Source organism: Chlamydia poikilotherma (genome assembly GCF_900239975.1).
In the GTDB taxonomy this organism is placed as follows: domain Bacteria; phylum Chlamydiota; class Chlamydiia; order Chlamydiales; family Chlamydiaceae; genus Chlamydia; species Chlamydia poikilotherma.
Map to the genome: position 1 here is coordinate 133,785 of NZ_LS992154.1, position 23,301 is coordinate 157,085.

Here is a 23,301-nt window from a genome sequence, read left to right on the forward strand (position 1 = left end):
CAATGAGAAAGATCTTTATTTTAGATGCTTCAGGATTTGTTTTCAGAGCATATTTTGCTCTCCCAGATATGAAAAATTCTTCTGGAGAAGGAACGCAGGCAGTTTTTGGCTTTATTCGTTCTATTAATAAATTAATCAAAGAATTCTCTCCAGATCATATGGTAGCCGTATTTGACGGACCAAATAATAAACAAAGTCGTAGAGAGATTTATGCTGATTATAAAAGTAATCGAGAACAGAAAGAAGAAAATCTCTATCAACAAATTCCTGTAGTTAAAGAATATTGCAGTTTACTTGGCCTGACTTATCTAGAAGTAGAGGGAGTTGAGGCGGATGATGTAATAGCTAGTGCCGCAAAGCAAGCAGTATTAGAAGGATACGAAGTTTGTATATGTACTGCGGACAAAGATTTACTCCAACTGGTTGGCTCTAATGTTATTGTTCTGAATCCATGGAAGGATCAATCAGAAATTGATCACAATCGTGTTATAGATATTTACGGCATTCCTCCAACTGGAATACCAGATTATCTAGCCCTCGTTGGAGATACTTCTGATAATATTCCTGGCGTATCTGGTTGTGGGCCTAAGAAAGCAACAACCCTGCTACAAAAGTATCATTCTGTAGAAGGCATTTTAGAAAATCTTGATGAGTTAACAGGATCTACTCATAAGATGCTCTCAGAACAAAAAGATATTTTATTGTTAAGCAAAGATCTTGCTGTATTAAACGATAAAATACCTCTTCCTATAGCAATAGATGCATTAAAGTTTCCTCTCCGTGAAGTCCCTCAGGAAGAAATGAATACGTTTTATATGCGACAAGGTTTTAAAACTTTAGTTCAGCAGGTTGAGGAAGAGTCTAATGTAGATGTTGTTGTAATCAATAATAGTAAAAAGTTGTCCCAAGAGCTCTCTCATTTGCGTGGAAAAAGCGTAGCTTTTTCTGTTGGATATAAGGGGAGTTTTCTCCCATCTCTAACTTTAATGGGAGTCGCTTTAGCCTGTGATGACGCTGTTTATTACGTTGATATAGAAAACGCTTTAGACGATCTTCTTACCCCATTAAAAGATTTCTTTAGAAGAGAAGATACCGAATTCTATGGTTACAACATAAAAAGAGATAATCATGCATTGAAGAATGCGGGCATCCATGTGAATCATATAGCTCTTGATTTAGCTCTAGCAGAACACTTGATCAATGGAGGAGCGAAAATCTCGTATCAAACGCTTCTTGTTGATCACGGATTAGTTAGTGCTGCAGGTAGATATGGAAAGGAATGGGGGCAGTTAAGTTTGCCCATACTAAAGTCCCCTGTCAATCCTGCTCAATATTTTGGAGAATTTGTTTCTCATTTGCCTAGAATAAAAAAATCTTTATTAGAAGAGTTGAAAATAAAAAAAGTAGAAGATCTTTTTTTCAACATGGAAATGCCTTTAGAGAAGGTTCTTTTCACTATTGAAAGAAACGGAATGCCTTTAGATGTTGAAGATCTGCAAGAGCTAGAAAGGATTTTATCAGAAGAATTAGCTATTCTTACCGATGATATCTATACCCTAGCCGGAACCCCTTTTAATATTAAATCTCCTAAGCAGTTGTCAGACATCTTATATAATAAACTCGGTTTGACACCTTTGGACAAGGCTCGCTCTACTAAAGCAGAAGTTTTGGAAGCTTTATCAGGGGAACATGAAATTATTGAGAAAATTTTAGCGTTTAGGGCTGTTGAGAAATTGCTTTCTACCTATGTGAAAGCCCTTCCTAGACAAGTAGACCCTCATACCTCTAGAATTCATCCTACATTTAATCAAATGGGAACAGTCACAGGTAGACTGGCTTGTCAGGATCCAAATCTACAAAATATCCCCATACGTTCTGAGCGAGGCAGATTACTAAGAAAGGCTTTCTGCGATACTCATCAGAATAATTATTTTTTATCTGCAGATTATTCTCAAATTGAGTTAAGATTTCTTGCACATTTGAGCCAAGATGAGTCGTTGAAGTTGGCCTTTGAGTCGCGGGAAGATGTACATACGTTTACTGCCTCTCAGGTATTTCATGTGCCGTTAGAAGAAGTTACCAAACAGCAGCGCATGCAAGCAAAGACTGTAAATTTCGGTATTATCTATGGGCAACAAGCTTATGGATTGTCAAAGATTTTAAAAATCAGTGTTTCAGAAGCTCAAAAGTTAATAGATGCATACTTTGATCGTTATCCTGAAGTAGCTCGTTTTATTAATGAAACGGTGAGTCAAGCTTGTGAAAATTTACGAGTAAAGACATTGCTGGGTAGGGAAAGGATAATAGATAATTGGACAGAGTTTTCAAACTCTCGTGCTGCTTCAGGCCGTCTTGCTGTTAATACCCGCATACAGGGTAGCGCTGCTGAATTGATCAAGTTGGCAATGCTGCAACTTTTTGATGCGTTAGAAAAACGCAAATTGAGAAGCCGAATGTTATTGCAGATACATGACGAATTGATTTTTGAAGTTCCTGAGGATGAAAAAGAAGAAATGCAAACTTTAGTGCGTGATATAATGGAATCTGCAATGATTTTATCTGTCCCATTAGTTGTGAATATCTTAATTGGAAAAAATTGGGCAGAATGTTAGAATTACTAAAAGTTTCTATTACAGGGGATCTCTCTTCAGGAAAGACTGAAGCATGTAGGGTTTTTCAAGATTTGGGTGCCTATGTAATTAGTGCTGATAAAGTTTCGCATAGTTTCCTTGTTCCTCACTCGCATATAGGTCGTCGCGTTATAGATCTTCTGGGATCAGAAGTTGTTATTGACAATGCATTCGATAGAAAAGTCATAGCAGAGAAAGTTTTTGATAATTTAGCTCTTCTTCAAGCTTTAGAAGCTATTTTGCATCCTGAAGTTTGTCGAATTATTGAAGAACAATATTATCAAACCGCGAAGGAGCGAAAGCACCCTCTGTTCGTTGCTGAGGTGCCTTTGTTGTATGAAATACATTATGCGAAATGGTTTGATCGCGTCATTCTTATTACAGCAGATGAGAATATTCGTAGGGAAAGGTTTACCAAAAAAACTAATTGTTCTGATTTAAATTTTTATCAGAGATGTGCTCGATTTTCTTCTCATGAAGAGAAAATGCTGCATGCCGATATTATTATAGAAAATAACGGCACTAAAGAAGAATTACGTCATAAAGTCGAAGAATATTTTTACGCTTTAAAGGGAGCATTATGAAAGAAGAACGTTCTTCAGAAGTCTTGCCAAAGGTGAAAGAGAATAAAAAACATGCATGTCCTGTGTTGCAAGAGAAGTCTTTTGCAGGAGAATATGCTGTAGTTGCGGATACGGTTGATGAAAATCAGAACGTAACTATTACAAAAATTGCCAAATTGCAAAGGATGGGGATTGAAGAGCTTAATGTGTTGGCTCGTCAATATGGAGTGAAGAACATCGGGTCTCTCACTAAATCTCAGGTAGTATTTGAGATAGTGAAAGCAAAATCTGAGCGTTCAGATGAGCTTTTAATTGGGGAAGGAGTTTTGGAAGTTCTCCCCGATGGATTTGGTTTTTTAAGATCTCCTACTTATAACTACCTTCCCTCTGCTGAAGATATTTATGTTTCCCCTGCTCAGATCCGCAGATTTGACTTAAAGAAGGGGGATACAATTATAGGTACGATACGTTCTCCAAAAGAGAAGGAAAAGTACTTTGCTTTACTCAAGGTAGATAAAATCAATGGATCTACTCCAGACAAAGCTAAGGAACGAGTTTTGTTTGAAAACCTCACTCCTCTATATCCTAATGAAAGAATAGTTATGGAAATGGGGAAAGAGCACCTTGCTGAAAGAGTTTTAGATCTTACAGCCCCCATAGGGAAGGGGCAAAGAGGACTTATTGTAGCTCCTCCCCGTTCCGGGAAAACTGTCATTTTACAGAGCATAGCTCATGCTATTGCTGTCAATAATCCAGATATTGTTTTAATTGTTTTGCTCATTGATGAACGTCCTGAAGAAGTTACTGATATGATTCGTCAGGTACGTGGTGAAGTTGTTGCTTCTACCTTTGATGAGCAGCCTGAGAGGCATATTCAAGTTGCGGAAATGGTTATAGAAAAGGCTCGACGTCTAGTTGAACACGGAAAGGATGTTGTTATCCTTCTCGATTCTATTACACGTTTAGCTCGAGCTTACAACACTGTACAACCGCATTCTGGAAAAATTTTGACAGGTGGTGTAGACGCGAGTGCCTTGCATAAACCGAAGAGATTTTTTGGTGCTGCTAGAAATATAGAAGGTGGGGGATCATTAACTATTCTGGCTACAGCTTTGATTGATACTGGATCTCGAATGGACGAAGTGATTTTTGAAGAGTTCAAAGGTACAGGAAACATGGAGCTTGTACTCGATCGTCGTCTGTCTGATCGAAGAACTTATCCTGCAATTGATCTCATTAAAAGCGGTACAAGAAAAGAAGAACTACTTTATCATCCTAGTGAATTAGAAAAGGTTTATCTCTTCCGTCAGGCAATTGCTGATCTTACAGCTATTGACGCAATGCATTTGCTGCTTGGTAGATTAAAGAAAACAAATAGTAACGCAGAATTTTTACTTTCTTTGAAAGAATAGATTAAAAGATATTGTTGTTTCTGTTTTTTTGAAATATTCGAAATGATAGGTGAGAAACCTACGGTTTTAATTATAAGTCTGTAGACCTTGTCTTTCACTTATCCTTTTCTAAATCATATCTATGATTTAACAGACCTTGAAATGATTGATCTTTTTATCAATTAAAATATTCTATATTTTTTCCTCGTGTTAATCGAGAGCTCTCAACGTATTGAAAAGACGGATCAGACAAGCACGTCTTGTTAGTTTTAGCGTTATTATTTTCCGATAAGAATCTCTGGAAAAATGATCAAGGAAGTCTCTTTGCTAGTGAGGTATTTTCCTTGAGTTGCTTTTTCTATGATTGCTCGAGCTTCGCGATAACACATATTGAGTTTTGTAACTTGTAAAGTTGTTCCGACAGGACTATAGATTCCTACGTATTCTTTTCTTTGAAAGATTGCTACAGTTAGTGGGGGCTGGTTAATTACTTGTAGTCCCTTAGTTAGGGGAATACCAAAAAATAAACGGATAAGCATATTCTTATGCTTATAATGAGAGTTTTTGTATTTTGTCAAAAAACGATGAGGATACCAGATAATGATGAGCTTTGAAGAGGAGCAACTTCGTGATCATGTTATAGTTAACCTATACCGCATAGGAGCAATAAGATTTGGTGATTTTAATTTATCAGATGGTCAGAAAACTCCTATTTATGTCGATATGCGTTTAGTTATTTCCTGTCCCGATGTTTTACAAACCATCGCTTCATTAATTTGGCGTTTACGTCCTTCTTTCAACAGTAGCTTATTGTGTGGTGTTCCCTATACCGCGCTTGCATTGGCTACGTGTATATCACTGAAATACAACATCTCTATGGTGTTGAGAAGGAAAGAATTAAAACATCCGAATCAAGAAGACAAAATTAAAGTTGAAGGTATTTTCTCTCCAGGACAGACATGCTTAGTGATTAACGATGTTATTGCTTCTGGCCGTTCGATTTTAGATACTGCTAAGGCTTTAGAAGATGAAGGTTTAAATGTTCGAGAATCTTTAGTATTCCTAGATAGACAAGTCGGTGGAACAGATGTCTTAAAAGAGGCGGGAATTAAGTTAAGATCTGTGTTCACTCTGGAAGAACTTGTCAGGTCCCTGCTTTCCAAGTGCCAGTTAAAAGATAAAGACGCAACTATTGCGACCACACTTGTAGAAACTTTTTAATAATTATTCATTTTATTTAATAACAAAAGCTTGGTTTTATAATTAAATTAATCTAGTTTCGTTCTAGTTAGTTTGTGTAGCCTTTTTATTTGATTCTAATTTAAAATTGGAATTACAGAAGGCAGGGCAAATGATAGAAAACGATTTTCAGGGCTATCCCCCAAGTTATCAGGCTTCTCATTTTTATCGAGATAAGGTTGGTGTTATTGTTTTATGCGGTGGTGAAGGAAAGAGACTATCTCCTTTAACCTATTGGCGTTGCAAACCAACTGTATCGTTTGGGGGAAGGTACAAGCTCATCGATGTGCCCATTTCCCATGCAATAGCCTCAGGTTTTTCTAAAATTTTCGTAATAGGTCAATATCTTACCTATACATTACAACAGCATCTTGTGAAGACGTATTTTTATCATGGAGTACTACAAGATCAGATACACTTTCTTGCCCCAGAGGGTAGGGATGGAAGCCAGATATGGTATCAAGGGACTGCTGATGCTATTCGTCAGAATCTATTGTATTTAGAGGATACGGGGATAGAATATTTCTTGGTTTTATCTGGAGATCAATTATACAACATGGATTTCCGTAGGGTTGTCGATTATGCTCTATCAATGCAATCTGATATGGTAATAGTTGCGCAGCCCATTCAGGAAAAAGATGCCTTAAGAATGGGAGTCTTGCAGATAGATAAAGATGCAAATCTTTTAGACTTTTATGAAAAACCTCAAGACGAAGAAGTTTTGAATCGTTTTCGATTATCTTCCGAGGATTGTCGAAAACATAAACTAGATCCTCAATACGGAAATTTTTTAGGAAATATGGGAATTTATCTTTTCCGAAGAGAGAGCCTATTTCAATTGCTTTTAGAAGAGCAAGGTGATGATTTTGGAAAGCATCTTATCCAAGCTCAAATGAAACGAGGATCTGTAAAGACTTTTCTTTACGATGGCTATTGGACAGATATTGGAACAATCGAATCTTATTATGAAGCAAACATTGCTCTAACACAAAAGCCTAAACCTCAAGTTCGTGGTTTGAATTGCTATGATGATAGGGGGATGATTTATAGTAAGAATCACCATCTTCCAGGGACTATAGTCACGGATTCAATGATTTCTAACTCATTACTTTGTGAAGGGGCCGTTATTGATTCTAGTAATGTATCTCACAGCGTTGTTGGAATTCGTGGTGTGATAGGGAAAAACTCTGTTATAGATCACTCCATTGTTATGGGAAATGACCGTTATGGAAGTCTGAATCACAATACTTTAGGTATCGGAGATAATTGTGAAATTTATAAAACAATAATCGATGAGAACTGTAGAATCGGTAATGGAGTGAAACTCACGAATATGCAGGGGCATAGAGATTATGATTCTCCCGATGGGAAGTTAGTGGTTAGGGATGGAATTATTATTATTCCTCGAGGAACTAGAATTCCTGATAACTATACGTTTTGATGGCGATTTCATAATTAATAAAAATAGCCTAGAGAGCTTTTATCCATCGAGATTTTAGCCTCATATCCAGTAGACTATTGCTATAGTGGTAACTCATGGAACATCTTCTCTATGCAGATATACGCAATAGCAGATTTACACTTGGCTATCGGAGTTCCTGAAAAGACAATGGAAGTCTTTGGTGAACCCTGGATTTCCTATCACGAGAAAATCCGTGAAAGATGGGAAGAGGTAGTAGCTCCTGAAGACGTGGTTTTACTCCCCGGAGATATTTCTTGGGCTATGCATATCGAAGAAGCCAAAGAAGATTTCTCTTTTATAGGTTCCCTACCCGGAACTAAGTATATGATCCGTGGTAATCATGATTATTGGAGTTCTGCATCAGCAACTAAAATATCAAAAATTCTTCCTGGAAATTTGCATTATCTATCTCAAGGCTTTTCTCTATTACATCCAAAAAAAGCTATTGTAGGAGCAAGACTTTGGGATAGTCCTAAAATATGTATAGCTCCTGAATGTTTTCAATCCCCTCTTTTGGGAAAAGAACGGCATTACAGTGAACAAGATGAGAAAATTTTTTTAAGAGAGCTTGGAAGATTACAAAGAGCCTTAGAATCTGTTCCCAAAGATATTGATCAGATTATTGTTATGACCCACTACCCTCCTATCAGTAGTGATGGTACTCCTGGACCTGTATCAGAAATGCTTGAAATTGATGGGAGAGTATCCCATTGCTTATTTGGTCATATGCATAAAGTACGTTCTCCTTTAGAAGGATTCGGAATCATTCGCGATATCGATTATAGGTTAGTCGCTGCTGATTATATAGATTTTATTCCCCAGGTTATAAAGTGAAAATTCTTGCAGGCAAATATAAAGGGAAATCCTTAAAAACCTTTTCCAATCCCTCGGTACGTCCTACATGTGGAGTAGTCAAAGAGGCGGTATTTAATATTTGCGCGGCTTATATTGAAGATGCAGCATTTCTAGATCTTTTTTCTGGAGTTGGATCTGTAGGTTTTGAAGCTTTAAGTCGTGGAGCTTCTTCAGTGACTTTTGTAGATTCTTCCGCACAATCTGTACGTTTAATTCGAGCAAATAGTCAATTACTGAATCCAGAATTGCCGGTGATAATTATGAAACAAGAAGCGAGATCTGCGATTCAGAGACTTGCTAAAAAGGATAAGTCCTTTGATCTTATTTATATAGATCCTCCCTATAGTCTTGAAAATAGTTATCTCGGAGCAGTATTACGCGATATTGTTCTAGGAAAAGTTCTAGATAAGCAAGGGTTGTTGTTTTTAGAAAATGCTTCTACAGAACCTGTTCTTGTTGAAGGTTTAGTGCTGAAACACAAGAGAAAGCTAGGTGGAACATTTTTATCAGAATATATTCTTGAAAATACTTCGCATTAGTTCTATAAGAAAAAATTTATAAAATACTTAGCATTAAACAGCTAGTATGTCTTTTTTGTTTTGATGGGCATATTTTTTACCTTCTGATTATTCTTTCGAAAAGTTTTTGTTCAAAGTTTATCTTAGAGAGCACACTGGATAAAATTTCTTTTGTAGAATATGATGCGAAAAATAAGTCCGGAATCCGAGGCGTGAGTTAGTGTGAAAATCAAGAATTCCTCTAAGCTATATTTTCTAGCTCTTTTGTGTTTCCTACCTTTCGTTTTTCTAGGATGTTCTAGAGAAAAGAAGGAATTGTTGGTAGGAAGAGATACTACTTGGTTCCCAAAACAATTTGGAATTTATACAGCGAATATCAATGCTTTCCTTAATGACCTTGTATCTGAGATTAACTACCGAGAGAATCTCAATATCAATATTGTAAATCAAGATTGGATTCATCTTTTTGAAAATCTTGATGATCAAAAGACAGCAGGAGCTTTCACATCGATATTGCCAACAGCAGAAATGTTAGATCATTATCAATTTTCTGATCCTATATTACTTACAGGTCCTGTGCTTGTTATTTCTGAAGGGTCCCCTTATAAGTCTATACAAGATCTTCGTGGGAAGCTCATAGGAGTATATAAATTCGATTCTTCAGTGTTAGTAGGTCAAGATATTCCGGACGCTGTTTTAAGTCCTTATCAACACGTGCCCATAGCTTTAGAAGCCTTGTCTTCCGGTTGCTATGATGCCTTATTAGCTCCTGTTATAGAAGTCACAGCTTTGATAGATACGGCTTATAAAGGACGTTTAAAAATCATTTCCCAACCTTTGAATCAAGACGGCTTAAGGTTAGTGGTTCTTCGTGGTGAAAAGAATAGCTTATTAGAAGGTTTTAACATGGGACTTGTCAAAAGCATGCGTTCTGGTAAGTATCAGGCAATTAAACAGCAATATCGTCTTCCTTAACTTGTTACGATTTTATTAAATTTTTATTCTCTACATATGGTGTACTTTGAATAATTGTCGCTAAGGATTCTACCCATTGAGGAGATTGATAAATAGCAGGTACGCGCAAAGCTTGGTATTTCCTATCTATAAGTATGGATATATACTCTTTTTCTATTTCATAAAGAGTTTCTATATGATCTGAAGTAAACCCGAAAGGAACAATCAGCACATATTTTTTATATGTATTTAATCTTGTGCACATATCTTTTGTTGACGGTGTTAACCATTTCCCAGGACCAAACTTCGACTGGTAACAAAGATGAGTTTCTATATTTTCTAATCTTTCAGAAATAGCCTTGAAAGATTTTTCACATTGGATGTTGTACGGGTCACCTTTATTCACATATCTCATAGGAAGTCCATGAGCAGAAAATAATAGACAGCAGTCACTTGTAGCGATATCGTGGGCTTGTAAAAATTTCAGAATATGATCAATCATACATGAAATAAACTGTGGGTGATTTCCAAAATGGGATACCCAAGAGATGTCTAATGATGGAAGTTGGTTGTGGATAAATCGCACAATACTTCCTGTAACAGCATAAGTAAAATGTGGAAATAAAGGGACACCAACAATCGGACGATTTCCAAGAGCTTTTAACTGTTGAATTGTGTGCTGGTGTGTATCAGGTAAATAGCGGTGAAAGGTATATACAGGAGTATCTAAATGCAAAGATAGAGTTTCTGCAAGTGATTCTGTGTCTCGATATATGGGAGAGAATCCCCCAATGCAATTGTATTGTGGAAGGACCTTAGGTGCGCGTTTTTTAGCTATGAATGAAAATAAACGTTTGTGGATGAAAGAAGGAAGAAATCCTCCAGTAACATCACGATCTGTAAGTAATGAAGTTAGAAAAACTTCAATGTCATTAGGATGACGAGGGCCGCCAAAATTTGCTAATAGGTAAGCAGAAACCATAGTAACAAGCTTTATTATTTAATAATATTGGAGCTATTGCATTAAAACAATTACTTGCATAATTTCCCATAAAATTAAGATGAGTTTGTAAGATACATGAAGTTAAACAATGCTCTCCCAACTCTAGAAGCTTTATGTAAAAAAACACACCAAAAATTACGCCAATATCTTATCCGGCATAGCTTATTGTTATTCGGATGTTTATTATTAATGGCTGCCGAACTGGGCGTATTTCTTTATTTTTTCCTGTTTTCTGGGAAAACTATTGTTCCGGCATTTTGTCTTGCTTGTTTCTTTTTAACTCTGTTTGTTTGTCTTGTTGTGCGTTTATACATATTGTCAGGGAAGCCGGATTTTTTTGAAAATCTAGCAACAAGTTATTTAAGAAATGCGCAAGCCTTGTTTAAGGGGAAACAAAATGTCGTTGAAGAGCAAACGCATTTAGCGTCCTCTGCGACAAAACTTGCTATAGATTTACAAAATCAAGAATACACCATCTTATCTAGTATACTGAATTTTCTTCCGCAACATGATTTTATGAGGAAATTTAGCTGTTTTTGCTTCTGGAAAGATTATTTTCTATTTCGAGAGTGCCTATTGCAGAAGTCTATAGATGCCTACATTAAGGTTGTACAATCTATTCCTGTAGATCTGGGAGCACATGTATCCTTAGCGGATGCCTATGTGGCTCTTTCTGGGCTCTACGCTGATCCGAGGAAATATCCTGAATTTGATGCTAATTATTGGGTTCCTCCAGGAAGATATGGAGAAGAAGTTCAAGAAAAATTTTTTACAACAGCACAGCGTGCGATAGAGGAATTCAAAATTTTAAATGAATATGCCCCGGGTAATGCTTGGGTCCACGCACAATTGGCTTACAGTTACCATGATTTACAGATGCCTCTAGAAGAGATTCAAGAGTACGAGATGATTCTAAAGTTAAAACCTGCTGATGTGGAGACTATGACCAAACTAGGGATTCTCTATTTTCAACAAGGAATGAATGCTAAGGGTTTGCGTATATATGAAGAATTGAAAAAAAGAGATTACAAAAAATCAAGAAAACTAATTAAATTCTATGGAATAGAATACAATAGTTATTAATTTTTTCTTCTTATTCTTTATAATAGTTCTCCTAGTTTATAGAGCATCTTATTTATGAAAAGTATTGATGTCGGTAATGATACGATAATACGAAACAGTCTTTGCGATAGAATGAGTGTTTCGTGGCGAGCACGTTTTTCGGTTCGAACTCGTTATGAAATAGCCAGTGTCGTGGCTATTTTTGGTCTCGTCTTAGCTTTATGTGGATCTGGAGCGGTGTATCTTGTTTTTACATCATGTGCAATTTCTGAGATGTTTATTCAAGGATGTATTTCGTTAGGGTTAATGCCCATTCCTGTAGCGATACTATCCTTGCTTTTGGGTATTTTGATTCTTCTCTATGGGATCTACCTATTGCCGCAGCAAAAAGAAGAGAAAACAATATTTGTTTCTTAAAAGCATTCACTATATTTAATTTGTGTCTAAGAATATGGTGTGCATACGATGTACCTAATTTAACTGAAAGGGAATAAAATGAAAAAATTCATAATAGCATTTTTATTATTAACTTCTTGTGCACCACAGCGTGTATTTAGCCTAGAGGCATCTTTTGATAGAATTTCTTGTTCAGAAGATAGTGTAGAGAAAGAAGAAGGCGGATGTCCAGGTGGTATTTGCCCAGAAAGAGGAGAATGCTGGGAAGATTAGATAATTTTCGTACACTTGTTCTAATGTTTTTAGTTCTTCTAGATATAGGGACGAGGTGTTTTTGTTTAGAATATATAAAGAGAATCAAATGAAAAAATTAATCTTAGCGCTGCTTTTATCTTTCTCATATGTTTGTGAAACATTTGTTTTTGCTGATGATAGTGATGATGTGAAAATAGTTGGTAATAATAGTCCTGAAAATGAATTGGAACAAAGTGAAAATCCTGATCAGGAGATCGTATATGTGGATGGACATCCATATTACAGACATAAACCCAGGCCTTATAGTGGATAAGCTTGATATCTTTTTTGATATTAGAAATAAGTCTGAAAATCGCTTCTGAAAGGCGTTTTTTCGAATAAATAAAACCAGAAAAACATGAAAAATCTAACAGTTTAATTCATAAGATAATGCGGAGTTTATTTATTCCTGAAACAGAGAGAAATATATAGTTAACATCTGGATCGCCATAGTTTTTTAATTGCGCATTATTCTTATTTTCTCATAAGGTTTATGGAAACCTTTATGCCAGTATCGATTTTTCCCATGTTTTTAGTTTTTCTAGACACGGCGAAGAGATGTTTTAATCTGGCATATACAACAAGGAGAATAAAAATGAAAAAATTAATCTTAGCGCTTCTTCTAGCTTCTTCATGTACTTGTGTAACAGCTGTTTTTGCTGATGATAATGATGATGTGAAGGTAAGCGATAACGGCGATTCTGAAAATGAATCCGGAAACGAAAACGAAGGTGAGAATTCCGAAACTCACGAATAAGAGTTTTTCTCTTGTGTTGAGGAAACAGGGGAAACCCCCTGTTTCTCATTAGTATTTAAAATGGCTAATCATTAGCTTAACAAAGTAATTTCAATGCTCACTTTCAACTTAAGTTGAAAATCATAGAGCCCGTTTCCTTTCTACGAATCACAAAAGTAACCCATACAGATTTATAGAGCCTTTGGTTGCGGATTTTCTCCAAAAAAGATGTTTAACCGTATTTTAATCACTGTAATCATGCCAACGCATTTGTGAAAGCATATGAGTTTGTTTTTATATAATCTTTTTTTATTTTTTAAATTCTTAAAATAGGAATAGCGGCTCTTGGTATATTACAGAGAAGGTTTTCGTCTGGATTAAAATTATTGCATTAATAAAGAAGATTATTTAAAACGTATTCAAAAGGATTTTTCATTTTGTTTAAGATCACATAAAGTAATGTTTTTAGACTTTTTATTTGATTCACGGTTATAATATACATAATGTTTAATTCAAATAGGACGAAAATAGATCGCGTTTTAAGTGTGTAGGGAAGAACAGGAAGAGGCAACGAATAATAAAATTATAATTTTACACCTAGATTATCTAAGAGCTCAGCGCTATGAGAGACTTTCTAGTTGATAATATAAATTTTTTTATTAGGTTTCGCGATTAAACTAGAGTCTGAGGCAACGAAATAAGTGTCAAAGGGGATAATCTTTTTAAAAAGTAAATAATTTTTATCGTTTGATAGAACTCTATTGGATCAAAATTTTTAGCTGCTTTTGTTCAGTTGTGCTATAATGATCTAGTGATAGAGTCTTGAAAAGCTTAAAGGCTGAAAGACATGTTTTTCAGGAACTGTCAGAGTTTAGTAGTCTTTGGCAGAGGATCTGTTTTATATGAATAAACGGTTTGTAATAGACAAAATTTTAAAGTGTGTAGTTGTTGCTTCTTTGGTTTTGTTATACTGGTCATCTGATTTGCTTGAAAAAGATATCAAGTTAATCAAAATGAATGTTCGAGATGTACAACAAGACATCCAAGAACTACTTAGTATCGTAAAGCAAAATAATGCTACACGGTCTTCTAACGCACCACACCCCTCGTCATTATCCGTAACTACATGCTGTAACTTTATAGAAGTCGGAGATCCTCGCTATCCAAACCTACTTTCTCCAGATCCTTATATGGAAAAAACCTTAGGGAATCTTGTAGGAGATTATTTTACTCCTAAGGGTGTTTTGCGCACGGCTCATATTGGCAAACCGGATAATTTGAGTCCTTTTAACGGTTACGCTTATGTCGTGGAGCTATATGATTTATGTGTCCCAGGATTGGCAAACGCACATGTGGGGAAATATGAAGAATTCTCTCCAGGATTAGCTCTAAAAATAGAGGAACATAGCGTTGAGGATGGCTCCGGGGATCGCGAGTTTCACATTTATTTACGCCCCAATGTATTTTGGGTGCCTATAGATCCAGCACGTTTTCCTAAACATGTGCAACTAGCTGATAATTTTATCCAGCCTCATCCTGTGACAGCACATGATTTCAAATTTTACTACGACGCGGTAATGAATCCCTATATGGCAGAAATGCGTGCTGTAGCCTTGCGTTCGTATTTTGAAGATATTGTCTCCCTTACCGTAGAAGATGATTTAAAATTTATAGTTCGTTGGAAAGCGCATGATTTTATAAATGAAGAAGGGAAAGAAGAGAAAAAGGTTCTATATTCAGCTTTTTTTAACACTCTATGTTTGCAGCCTTTACCTTGCTTCGTATATCAGTATTTTGCGAATGGAGAGAAGATTGTTAAAGATGATTCCGATCCTGATATCTATCGTAAAGATTCCGTTTGGGCACAGAATTTCTCTACACATTGGTCAATGAATTATCTTGTTAGCTGTGGAGCTTTTTACTTTTCTGGAATGGATGACGAAAAGCTCGTTTTCACGAGAAATCCAAACCATTACAATCTTAAGGAAGCTTTAGTTGAAAAACGTTATGTCTATATTAAGGATAACTCCGATTCCTTGTTTCAAGATTTCAAAGCAGGAAAACTAGATTTAGCTTATCTACCCCCAAATCATGTGGATAATCTAGAGAGTTTTATGAGAACTCCTGCTTATAAAAATCAAGCTTCTAAAGGCGAGGCTATTCGTGAAATGATCTATCCAGATCGTTCTTACGCCTATATTGGTTGGAATTGTTACTCGTTGTTTTTTGAGAATCGTCAAGTGCGACGTGCTATGAATATGCTCATAGATCGCGATAGGATTATAGAAGAATGTTTAGATGGTCGCGCTCATATAATCAGCGGACCCTTCTCACCTTTTTCTCCTTCCTATAATCAAAAAGTAGAAGGTTGGCATTATTCTCCAGAAGAGGCTGCTCGTATATTGGAAGAAGAAGGTTGGATAGATTCCGATGGCGATGGCATTCGAGAAAAAGTCATAGATGGAATCGTGATTCCTTTTCGTTTCCGTTTGTGTTATTATGTTAAAAGTATCACAGGCCGTACTATTGCAGAATATGTAGCTACTGTCTGTAAAGAGGTAGGCATTGAATGTAGTTTATTAGGATTAGATACTGCGGACCTTTCTCAAGCATTTGAAGAAAAAAATTTCGACGCCTTGCTTACCGGCTGGTGTCTAGGATCCCCCCCAGAGGATCCTCGGGCTCTTTGGCATTCCGAGGGTGCAATGGAGAAAGGATCCGCCAATCTTGTTGGTTTCCATAATCCCGAAGCTGATAAAATTATAGATCAACTTAGTTATGAATACGATACGGGTAAACGTATGGATTTATATCATCGTTTTCACGAAGTTATTCATGAAGAGTCTCCCTATGCTTTCCTATTCTCTCGTACCTATTCTTTACTCTATAAAGATTACGTGAAAAACGTCTTTGTCCCTAAACAGAGGACAGATTTGATACCTGATGCTCAAGACGAAATGGTTAATCTTCATATGGTTTGGCTAGACAGGAAGGAGGAAGAGTGCTCAAATATATCTTAAAACGTCTGATATTGATCCCCCTGACACTTTTTGCTATTGTTTCGATTAATTTTATCATACTGAATGCAGCCCCCGGAGACGTTGTTGAGGATCAATCTGTCGATGCTCATGGAGATGCAGGAAAATCAGATAAGATTCGTACGTATAAAGGTCCAGATCGTTACTTGCAGTTTCGAGAATATTATGGTTTGACTCTACCTATTTTCTTTAATACGCGCCCCAGTATATCACATGCTAAGGTCAAAAAGGGGATTCAGGAGATAATAGATAATTTCCAGAATAAGAAATCTAAAAAGCAATCATTTTCCAAGCTAAAAGTTTACTGGGGTGATCGTGCAAAATTTATTATGCCAGCATTGTTGTTTGAAGCTAGCGATAATACGAAAAATTCTTCCTATCGTCATATTGCAGCAGATCTATTTATCCGAGGTGCTATCCGTCAGGGCATCATAGGTTCAGGTTTGTCTTCGGAGCAATATGCATACAATGAGAAGGTCTCTAAGAACAACGCCCTACTTGTAAAACTGCTTTCCGAAGAAGATATAGGGACTAAAGTTGAAGCATTAAAAGAATGGTTTCATAAAGAGGGTGGTATGGAAACCTTTTCTTACAAACGTTTCTCTTGGAAGACATTCCTTTTAGAAACTCGTTTTGCTCGTTATATGTCACGTGTTTTCCGTTTGGATTTTGGAACTTTACGCAATGATCCTCATAAAACAGTAGTTTCTGAAGTTATTAAACGATTACGTTCATCCTTAACGCTATCTGTTTTGCCTATGATCTTGGTATTTATTTTATGCCAAGTATTCGGAATGATTATGGCTTTAAATAGGAATCGTTGGTTGGATCACACATTAAATTTTATTTTCCTATTTCTGTTTTCTGTTCCTGTTTTTGTTGCTGTTCCGTGGATTATTGATCACTTTGTCATTAATCAAACCATACCGTTTACCTCTATTCCAATGCCATATAGTGGACTAAGGTCCTCTCCGGAAGTTTTCAATCAATTGAGTTCTTTTGGAAAGCTTATAGATATTATAACGCACAGCTTCCTTCCTTTCTGTGCTGTAAGTTATGGAGCGTTTGCTTCTCAATCAAGATTAAGCAGATCTATATTTTTAGAAATATTAGGTGAGGATTATATTTGTGCGGCACGAGCCCGTGGAGTATCTCGTTATGATATTCTTGTAAAACATGTAGGTAAGAACGCAGCATCTTCATTAATTACCTCCCTTGCCTCATCTTTAGGAGCAATATTAGGAGGAGCTTTAGTTGTAGAGACTTTGTTTGATATCGATGGATTCGGAAGATTTTTCTATCACGCTATTTTGAATCGTGATCATAACGTGGTGTTATTTTCTGTTCTTGTTGGATCTGCTTTATCTTTACTAGGCTATTTAATTGGAGATATTTGCTACGTGTTATTGGATCCTAGGGTACAGCTAGGAAAGAAGAGGATTTAAAACCATGCAATCCCATACTTCTTTTTATCGTAGATTTTTTCAGGCATATCATAAGAATTTTCTTGCCTCACTATCGTGGAAATTTGTCATAGTTTTATCACTTTTAGGTATTTACGCGCCTTTGTTTGCTAGTAGTAAGCCTATTTTAGTGAAGTGGGAAGGCTCTCTTTTTTTCCCTTTATTTAGGTATTTGTGGTTTCCCGGTTTTTACACTAAGCCCATCGATCTTTTCTTTAATGTGTTGATGATAACACTACCTTTTTTCTTTATAGGTTGTAAGTTTTCTAAGGGGATCCTTCGTAAGGGGATCCTGGGAATCTTAGCTATTATTCAGATTTTAGGATTTGTCTTTGTATATCGTGGAAATATTCAGGATCCTTCAGGAGATGAAAATCTTAAAAAATTACGTGCCGAAAAAATCCTTTCACAAATTGCTAATAGTAGAGTAGAGACTGTAGTTTTACTTCCTAAAGATATGCGTACTTGGGAATTAGAAAAAACATATATGAGTAAGTACGAGCAGCTAGGAATTTTGATAAAATCAAAATACCGTAAGCTGCAGCATGAGAAATTACAAAAATATTGTGTATCCTATGAAGGATACAAAGGCTCACCAATGCCTACATTGCATCATTCTCAGATAAAAAATGAGCGGGTGTGTTTGGAGCGTTTACAGAAAAGATTGCAAAATTTGAGTGCATCCTACGAGTCTTCTTTGCAAACTTGGTATAGGGCAATTGATGAGTACCGTCCTTTTCTTATGGCGCTTACTCGTGTTGAACACGATTTAAACTTAGCTTTATATAATAAAGATCAGCATGAAAGTTTGCTTTCGGCATATTCTTCGATAGAAGAGGAAGCAGAACCTTTCCGTAAGCATTTAATAAAGACACGTCAAGTTCTTGAAGAATATAGCAAAATTTACAGTGCGATTAACTTCATTCAGGATAAACGTGCATGGATTAATGAAGAATCTGAAAAATTACGTATTCTCATTAATCCGCTATTGACTACATTTCATTGGGAAGATGATGCAGGAGGTTCTCGTGAGATGAATAAGTATGTGCGTTGGTGGCAGCTTACGCGCATTAATCGTAAAGATCTTCTAGCCTCTTTAATTTTTGGTATTCGTATAGCTTTAGTTGTCGGGGGAATTTCGGTTGCTATTGCCTTATTTATTGGCACGGTCCTAGGTTTAATTTCTGGATATTTCGGAGGAACTACAGATATGGTTCTTTCTAGATTTACTGAGATTTGGGAAACTATGCCTATGCTATTTATTTTGATGCTTGTTGTCTCAATAACGCAGCAAAAATCTCTAATCCTGGACACAATACTACTTGGTTGTTTTGGTTGGACAGGGTTTAGCAGATACATAAGAATAGAAACTCTAAAGCAGCGCAACATGTCCTATGTCCTAGCTGCAACGAATATGTGTTATAGCCACTATCATATTATGGTTCATCAGATACTGCCTAATGCAATTGTCCCTATTATTTCCTTATTGCCATTTTCTATGATGGCAATGATTAGCTGCGAAGCGGGACTAACATTTTTAGGTCTTGGTGAGGAAAGTTCTGCATCTTGGGGAAATCTTATGAAAGAAGGTGTCACCGCCTTCCCTTCAGAAAGCGCTATTCTTTGGCCCCCAGCTATTATGCTTACAGCATTGCTGATTGCCATAGCATTGATAGGAGATGGTATTCGTGATGCCCTGGATCCTAAGTTACAAGACTAACTTAAAGATCTCTCGAAATTAAGAAGGATATTTTGGATTCGTTCTCCCGCGCAATAATGGCGCTCACCATTACTTCCAATTACTCTATGACAAGGAAAAAATAGAAGAAAGGGATTGTTTTTGCAAGCTGATCCTACAGTGTGCGGATGCGTGTCTGTTTCTCTAGCGATTTCTCCGTATGTGCGTGTTTGTCCAAAAGGGATATTTGCAACGCAATCGAGTATCATTTTTTGCTGTTTAGATAAAATAGATCCATTGATGTAAGAAGAACGTGGAATGTTTAGTTTTTGCGAATATTTAGCACACAATAGAACAATTTCTTCCATAGCTTTGTGTGATCCTGGGCCAAGAAATAAGCAAGAAAAAACAGGAGCTACGGAAAGTTGAGTTTTTACAACGGCATTATTGTGAAAATGAACAATGACTTGTAGAGGAGGATGCTTAGCTATCTGCAAGCCTTGAGAACAGGCTTGCGATAGAGAAAATTTAGAATCGTCAGAAACTAGGTAAAGATTCTCGGACATGAAAGCAAACTACATTATCCCGCATTATTAAGTCTCTCAAACTTCGTTTTTGAGACTAAGCGTCCACGGTGATACCATTCACATTTATAGACACCGGCAGCGTAGATTTTTCTCATACCATGAGGGAAATTATTTCTCCAAGACACTTCTTCTGCAATAACTTCGTCTTCATTATAGCGTAATTCACATCCTTCCTTCGATCCTTTTACAAAAGGGATCTCAGCTGCTTTACAACCGTTTTTAAATACTGTTGTAGTGCCATCTTGATACCCGTAACGCCATTCTTCAATAGTACTAGGTATTCCTCCTGGGAGATAAGTTAAACGCAATCCATGAGGTTGGCCATTAGTGTAGTGAGTGACAGTTTCAGGATCTCTAGTAGCATAGAAGGTAGTTCTTTTCACCATAATACCGTCGTTAAAAGTTTCTTCGGAAAGAAGGACATTATTTGGAGAAAAGTTAGAACGTATACCTTCGCCGTTACGAATTGTTGATGAATATTTTCCATTAAATGAGGAATAGCTCCCTTCAATTACGCGACCTTGATAGGTAGTCTCAGTGAAATAAGGTTCAGTAATAGTATCATTATTTTTATTGTCTGGCCAACGCGTGACAACAAGAGAGCCATCTTCTTGGAAGATTTCTTCTTGAGAAGGCAGACCATTAGAAAAGAACGTTTTGTGGGAAACGAGCCTTCCTTGATCATAAGTCTTCACTACAGAAAGAGTTGTGGAGTGGGGAAAGGTTAACGTTATCTCTCCATGAAGAAGGCCTTGAACGTAAATTTCATAAAGGGTAGATCCGTCTTTTAAAACTTTGGTGATTGTTCCATCACAACCCCGTTTTACCCAATCTCTTCCTGATACGATAATCCCGTAGTTATTCCGGAAAGTCTCCTTCATAACTGAAGAATCTTGTTTTAGAGCTGACCCATAGGTAAAGCATGAGAAAGAGAGTGCGCAAACGCAAAAAAGCAGCTGTTTCATGAATCGATCGTTCCTTTTGTATCGTTTATTTGCGTGTTAAGCATAGCAAGTAAACGCTCATGTTCTTCTTCTATTTCTTGATTAGATAATGTTCTTTCCTTGTCTTGAAATACAAGGCGTAAGGAAACATTTTTATTCTGAGTAGTAGGGTTCTTATTTTGATATATACTGATAATGGAAACACTTTCAAGCCATTTAGAATGGAAACTTAAAAGTTTCTTCCGTAAAGAATCCGCTGGTACAGACTCATGAACTGTCAATGTTATATCCCGGAATGAAGAGGGATAAATAGGATAAGGTTTATATAAGTGTAAGGATTTCTTCTGTGTATGTAGAAGAGAATCTAACGAAAGTTCGGCAAAGAATACAGTATGCTTGATCTGGGCTTTTTTACATAACTGTGGATGTAGTGTTCCAAATCGTCCTAATGCATGTTTATGAAGATAAATCTCTGCTTGTTGGTAAGGATGGAAGTTTGCATGATTACTAGGCTGGATTGTATAGGCCTGTGAAGAAACATGTAGGTGTTGAAATAGTTTTTCAAGCCATCCTTTTATTGAATAAAATGATAAAGGACGCTCATGAGATATCCAAGATAACTCTTCTGCTTGTCCTGATAGGATGATTCCTAGACTTTGTGTTTCTTGATATTTTGAATCTTTCTTTATGTAAGTTGTTCCCAGCTCAAAAGCATGTATGTAGGGCGCTTGTCTATTGAGATTTGTTGCTGTGCTTTTTAATAATCCGGGAAGTAAAGAATCACGCAACACAGTAGCTTGCTTGGATCCCTGTAAAGAGATGCGATCAGTTTCTTCTCTAGTGAATGCGGCTATTTCTGCATCTAGAAGATCACATGTGAAAAACTGTTGCAATCCTGAATTTGCTAAAAAGTCTACAATCTCTCGTTTGAGAGAGTACATAGGACTGTAAATAGCAGGAGCTTTCTTATTCGCTATTTTCCATGGCTGTGTTCTGCAGATTTCCTCAACAAGATCAATCTCTTCATGGATGTCATGGCGATAAGAAGGAACTTTTACGGATAAAATAGCGTTTTCTTTAGAAGTAATGCTAAATCCTAAGGAAGTCAGTTCGTGACTTATTTGAGAAGAGTTTAGAGATGTTCCGAGAATTTTCTCTATAAGTTCTGTACGTAAGGATAAATTGGGGGGTTGAGGTATAGAACCTAAAACATGGATGGGGGATATCTGAGCACTAGGGAAAAGCTTTTGTATATAATGAATGGCTGCATAGAGAGAAAGCAAAACATTATTCGGATCAATGCCTCTTGTGAAACGGTATGCAGCTTCAGAATGTAGGGGGATATGTGTTTGAGAGGCACGTATGACTTTTGGAAGAAAGTAAGCGGCTTCTAAGATAATCTCTGTTGTTGAATCATTGAATGATGAATCTAAACTTCCCATCACACCCGCTAAACCTACCGTATGATCTTTGTCACAGATGATAGCTGTTCCTTGAGGGACAAGGACTTCTTCATTATTTAGAAGTTTTAAAGATTCATCTTTTTGTGCTTTTTGAACATGCAGAGAATCAATATCCACAGTTTTAGCATCATAAACATGTAAAGGCTGTCCTAAAGAGAGCATAATGTAATTAGTGATGTCTATGATGGAATTAATAGACTTTTGTTTGAGTTCTCCAAGGGCATTTTGCAGGTCCTGAGAAGAAACCTCTGCAGAGATTCCGGAAATTTTTACACAACAGAAGATAGGACAAAGATGCTCATCTTGTGATGGCTGTTCTTTTGCAGTTGTTTCTAGGGGAGTAAACACAAATTCTGGAGGTAGAGTAAGATCTACGTCTGTTATATGGGTAATTTCTCTAGCAAGGCCTAGAAGTGAGGCGCAATGACCTAAGTTAGGAGTTAAGGAACACTCAATAAATGTATCGGCAAGAAGTGCGCAGGCACTTTCTCCTAAAGGCGTGTTTTGAGGAAATTCAAAAAGTCCTCTTTCTGTTGTCTGCAGATGAGCAAAGCCTAATTCATCTGCACCGCAACACATACCTTGGGATTCTACACCACGCAGTTTAGATTTTTTTATTGTGTAAGCGTTGCCTTCGTGATCATGCAGTTTTGCTCCTGGAAGGGCTAAAGGGACTATGATATCAGGACGGCAGTTAGGAGCCCCACAAACTATTTGATGTTCTTGTTGTCCATCAAAAAGAGTAGCGACTACGAGTTTATCTGCATTAGGATGGGGAACTGTTTTTAGTACTTTTGCTGTGACGATAGAAGAGAATGAACATGTAAGAAGTGTTTCTATTTCAGTTTCTATTCCTATATGATCACAAGCTTCTATAATTTGTTTTATAGGTAAAGGAGAAGAAAAAAATCTTTGTAATAAGGATAAAGAAACTCGCATGGATATTAAAGATGAGACGTTTTTATGACAGATTTTACGAGGAGGAGTGTATAGTGGCAAGTATTTTAATGTTTAGAGAGAAGCTA

The 23,301-nt window shown here is 36.7% G+C and carries 21 protein-coding genes; 16 read left to right on the top strand and 5 right to left on the bottom strand.

Translation table 11 applies throughout. From position 1 onward, the window contains the following. The first annotated feature begins 2 nt into the window (after positions 1-2). From polA to rho, 3 genes are all read left to right on the top strand, one after another. The gene (polA, locus tag C10C_RS00680; RefSeq protein ID WP_117273817.1) at positions 3-2,612 is read left to right on the top strand and encodes a DNA polymerase I; all 2,610 of its coding nucleotides are present in this window, start codon (positions 3-5) and stop codon (positions 2,610-2,612) included. Continuing rightward, complete coding sequence (gene coaE, locus C10C_RS00685; RefSeq protein ID WP_117273818.1) at positions 2,606-3,214, top strand: dephospho-CoA kinase; 609 nt, start codon at positions 2,606-2,608, stop codon at positions 3,212-3,214. Before polA ends, coaE begins: the two co-directional genes overlap by 7 nt. A 164-nt stretch (positions 3,215-3,378) precedes the next feature. Continuing rightward, positions 3,379-4,605 carry a transcription termination factor Rho gene (gene rho / locus C10C_RS00690; RefSeq protein WP_020345855.1) on the top strand — a complete coding sequence of 409 codons (1,227 nt, stop codon included), beginning with the start codon at positions 3,379-3,381 and terminating at the stop codon, positions 4,603-4,605. A gap of 257 nt (positions 4,606-4,862) precedes the next feature. On the opposite strand, the gene C10C_RS00695 is transcribed toward rho, so the two are convergent. Beyond that, positions 4,863-5,123 carry a hypothetical protein gene (locus C10C_RS00695; protein ID WP_117273820.1) on the bottom strand — a complete coding sequence of 87 codons (261 nt, stop codon included), beginning with the start codon at positions 5,121-5,123 and terminating at the stop codon, positions 4,863-4,865. A gap of 61 nt (positions 5,124-5,184) precedes the next feature. Between C10C_RS00695 and C10C_RS00700 the strand changes: the two genes are divergently transcribed. The 5 genes from C10C_RS00700 to C10C_RS00720 all read left to right on the top strand — a co-directional run bounded on the left by C10C_RS00700 (position 5,185) and on the right by C10C_RS00720 (position 9,633). After that, positions 5,185-5,805 carry an orotate phosphoribosyltransferase gene (locus C10C_RS00700; RefSeq protein ID WP_117273821.1) on the top strand — a complete coding sequence of 207 codons (621 nt, stop codon included), beginning with the start codon at positions 5,185-5,187 and terminating at the stop codon, positions 5,803-5,805. A gap of 130 nt (positions 5,806-5,935) precedes the next feature. Next, positions 5,936-7,264, top strand: coding sequence for a glucose-1-phosphate adenylyltransferase (gene glgC, locus C10C_RS00705; RefSeq protein ID WP_117273822.1), 1,329 nt, complete (start codon positions 5,936-5,938; stop codon positions 7,262-7,264). A gap of 111 nt (positions 7,265-7,375) precedes the next feature. Continuing rightward, the gene (locus tag C10C_RS00710) at positions 7,376-8,119 is read left to right on the top strand and encodes a metallophosphoesterase (protein WP_117273823.1); all 744 of its coding nucleotides are present in this window, start codon (positions 7,376-7,378) and stop codon (positions 8,117-8,119) included. Beyond that, positions 8,116-8,679, top strand: a complete 564-nt coding sequence (gene rsmD, locus C10C_RS00715; protein ID WP_117273824.1) for a 16S rRNA (guanine(966)-N(2))-methyltransferase RsmD — start codon at positions 8,116-8,118, stop codon at positions 8,677-8,679. The genes C10C_RS00710 and rsmD overlap by 4 nt, the downstream gene beginning before the upstream one ends. A 201-nt stretch (positions 8,680-8,880) precedes the next feature. Beyond that, positions 8,881-9,633, top strand: coding sequence for a transporter substrate-binding domain-containing protein (locus tag C10C_RS00720; protein WP_117273825.1), 753 nt, complete (start codon positions 8,881-8,883; stop codon positions 9,631-9,633). Positions 9,634-9,637: 4 nt separating this feature from the next. Here C10C_RS00720 and hemH read toward each other — a convergent pair whose 3' ends face one another. Next, positions 9,638-10,594, bottom strand: a complete 957-nt coding sequence (gene hemH, locus C10C_RS00725; protein WP_117273826.1) for a ferrochelatase — start codon at positions 10,592-10,594, stop codon at positions 9,638-9,640. Positions 10,595-10,690: 96 nt separating this feature from the next. Here hemH and C10C_RS00730 point away from each other — a divergent pair, with 96 nt between their 5' ends. The 8 genes from C10C_RS00730 to C10C_RS00755 all read left to right on the top strand — a co-directional run bounded on the left by C10C_RS00730 (position 10,691) and on the right by C10C_RS00755 (position 19,324). Continuing rightward, positions 10,691-11,698: a tetratricopeptide repeat protein gene (locus tag C10C_RS00730; protein WP_117273827.1), complete on the top strand. Its 1,008-nt coding sequence runs from the start codon at positions 10,691-10,693 to the stop codon at positions 11,696-11,698. A 54-nt stretch (positions 11,699-11,752) separates the two neighbouring features. Then, entirely contained in the window at positions 11,753-12,094 is a 342-nt protein-coding gene (locus tag C10C_RS00735) for a hypothetical protein (protein WP_117273828.1), read from the top strand. A 78-nt stretch (positions 12,095-12,172) separates the two neighbouring features. Beyond that, positions 12,173-12,346 (top strand): hypothetical protein, encoded by a 174-nt coding sequence (locus C10C_RS05195; protein ID WP_174222214.1) that lies wholly within the window; start codon positions 12,173-12,175, stop codon positions 12,344-12,346. 88 nt (positions 12,347-12,434) lie between these two features. Beyond that, complete coding sequence (locus C10C_RS00740; RefSeq protein ID WP_117273829.1) at positions 12,435-12,641, top strand: hypothetical protein; 207 nt, start codon at positions 12,435-12,437, stop codon at positions 12,639-12,641. 321 nt (positions 12,642-12,962) lie between these two features. Continuing rightward, positions 12,963-13,124, top strand: a complete 162-nt coding sequence (locus tag C10C_RS05200) for a hypothetical protein (RefSeq protein ID WP_174222215.1) — start codon at positions 12,963-12,965, stop codon at positions 13,122-13,124. Between the two features lie 881 nt (positions 13,125-14,005). Further along, a complete protein-coding gene (locus C10C_RS00745; protein ID WP_117273830.1) occupies positions 14,006-16,123 on the top strand; it encodes an ABC transporter substrate-binding protein in 2,118 nt (705 codons plus the stop codon). Next, positions 16,105-17,586: an ABC transporter permease gene (locus C10C_RS00750; RefSeq protein WP_117273831.1), complete on the top strand. Its 1,482-nt coding sequence runs from the start codon at positions 16,105-16,107 to the stop codon at positions 17,584-17,586. Before C10C_RS00745 ends, C10C_RS00750 begins: the two co-directional genes overlap by 19 nt. Positions 17,587-17,590: 4 nt before the next feature. Then, on the top strand, positions 17,591-19,324 hold the full coding sequence (locus tag C10C_RS00755) for an ABC transporter permease (protein WP_117273832.1): 1,734 nt from the start codon (positions 17,591-17,593) through the stop codon (positions 19,322-19,324). Here C10C_RS00755 and C10C_RS00760 read toward each other — a convergent pair. From C10C_RS00760 to pheT, 3 genes are read right to left on the bottom strand one after another with little or no spacing between them, the layout of a single operon-like run. Further along, positions 19,321-19,848, bottom strand: coding sequence for an MGMT family protein (locus C10C_RS00760; protein WP_117273833.1), 528 nt, complete (start codon positions 19,846-19,848; stop codon positions 19,321-19,323). The two genes, C10C_RS00755 and C10C_RS00760, sit on opposite strands and share 4 nt — an antisense overlap. A gap of 14 nt (positions 19,849-19,862) precedes the next feature. Next, on the bottom strand, positions 19,863-20,834 hold the full coding sequence (locus tag C10C_RS00765) for a toxin-antitoxin system YwqK family antitoxin (protein WP_117273834.1): 972 nt from the start codon (positions 20,832-20,834) through the stop codon (positions 19,863-19,865). After that, a complete protein-coding gene (gene pheT, locus C10C_RS00770) occupies positions 20,831-23,215 on the bottom strand; it encodes a phenylalanine--tRNA ligase subunit beta (protein WP_117273835.1) in 2,385 nt (794 codons plus the stop codon). Before pheT ends, C10C_RS00765 begins: the two co-directional genes overlap by 4 nt. Positions 23,216-23,301 lie beyond the last annotated feature (86 nt).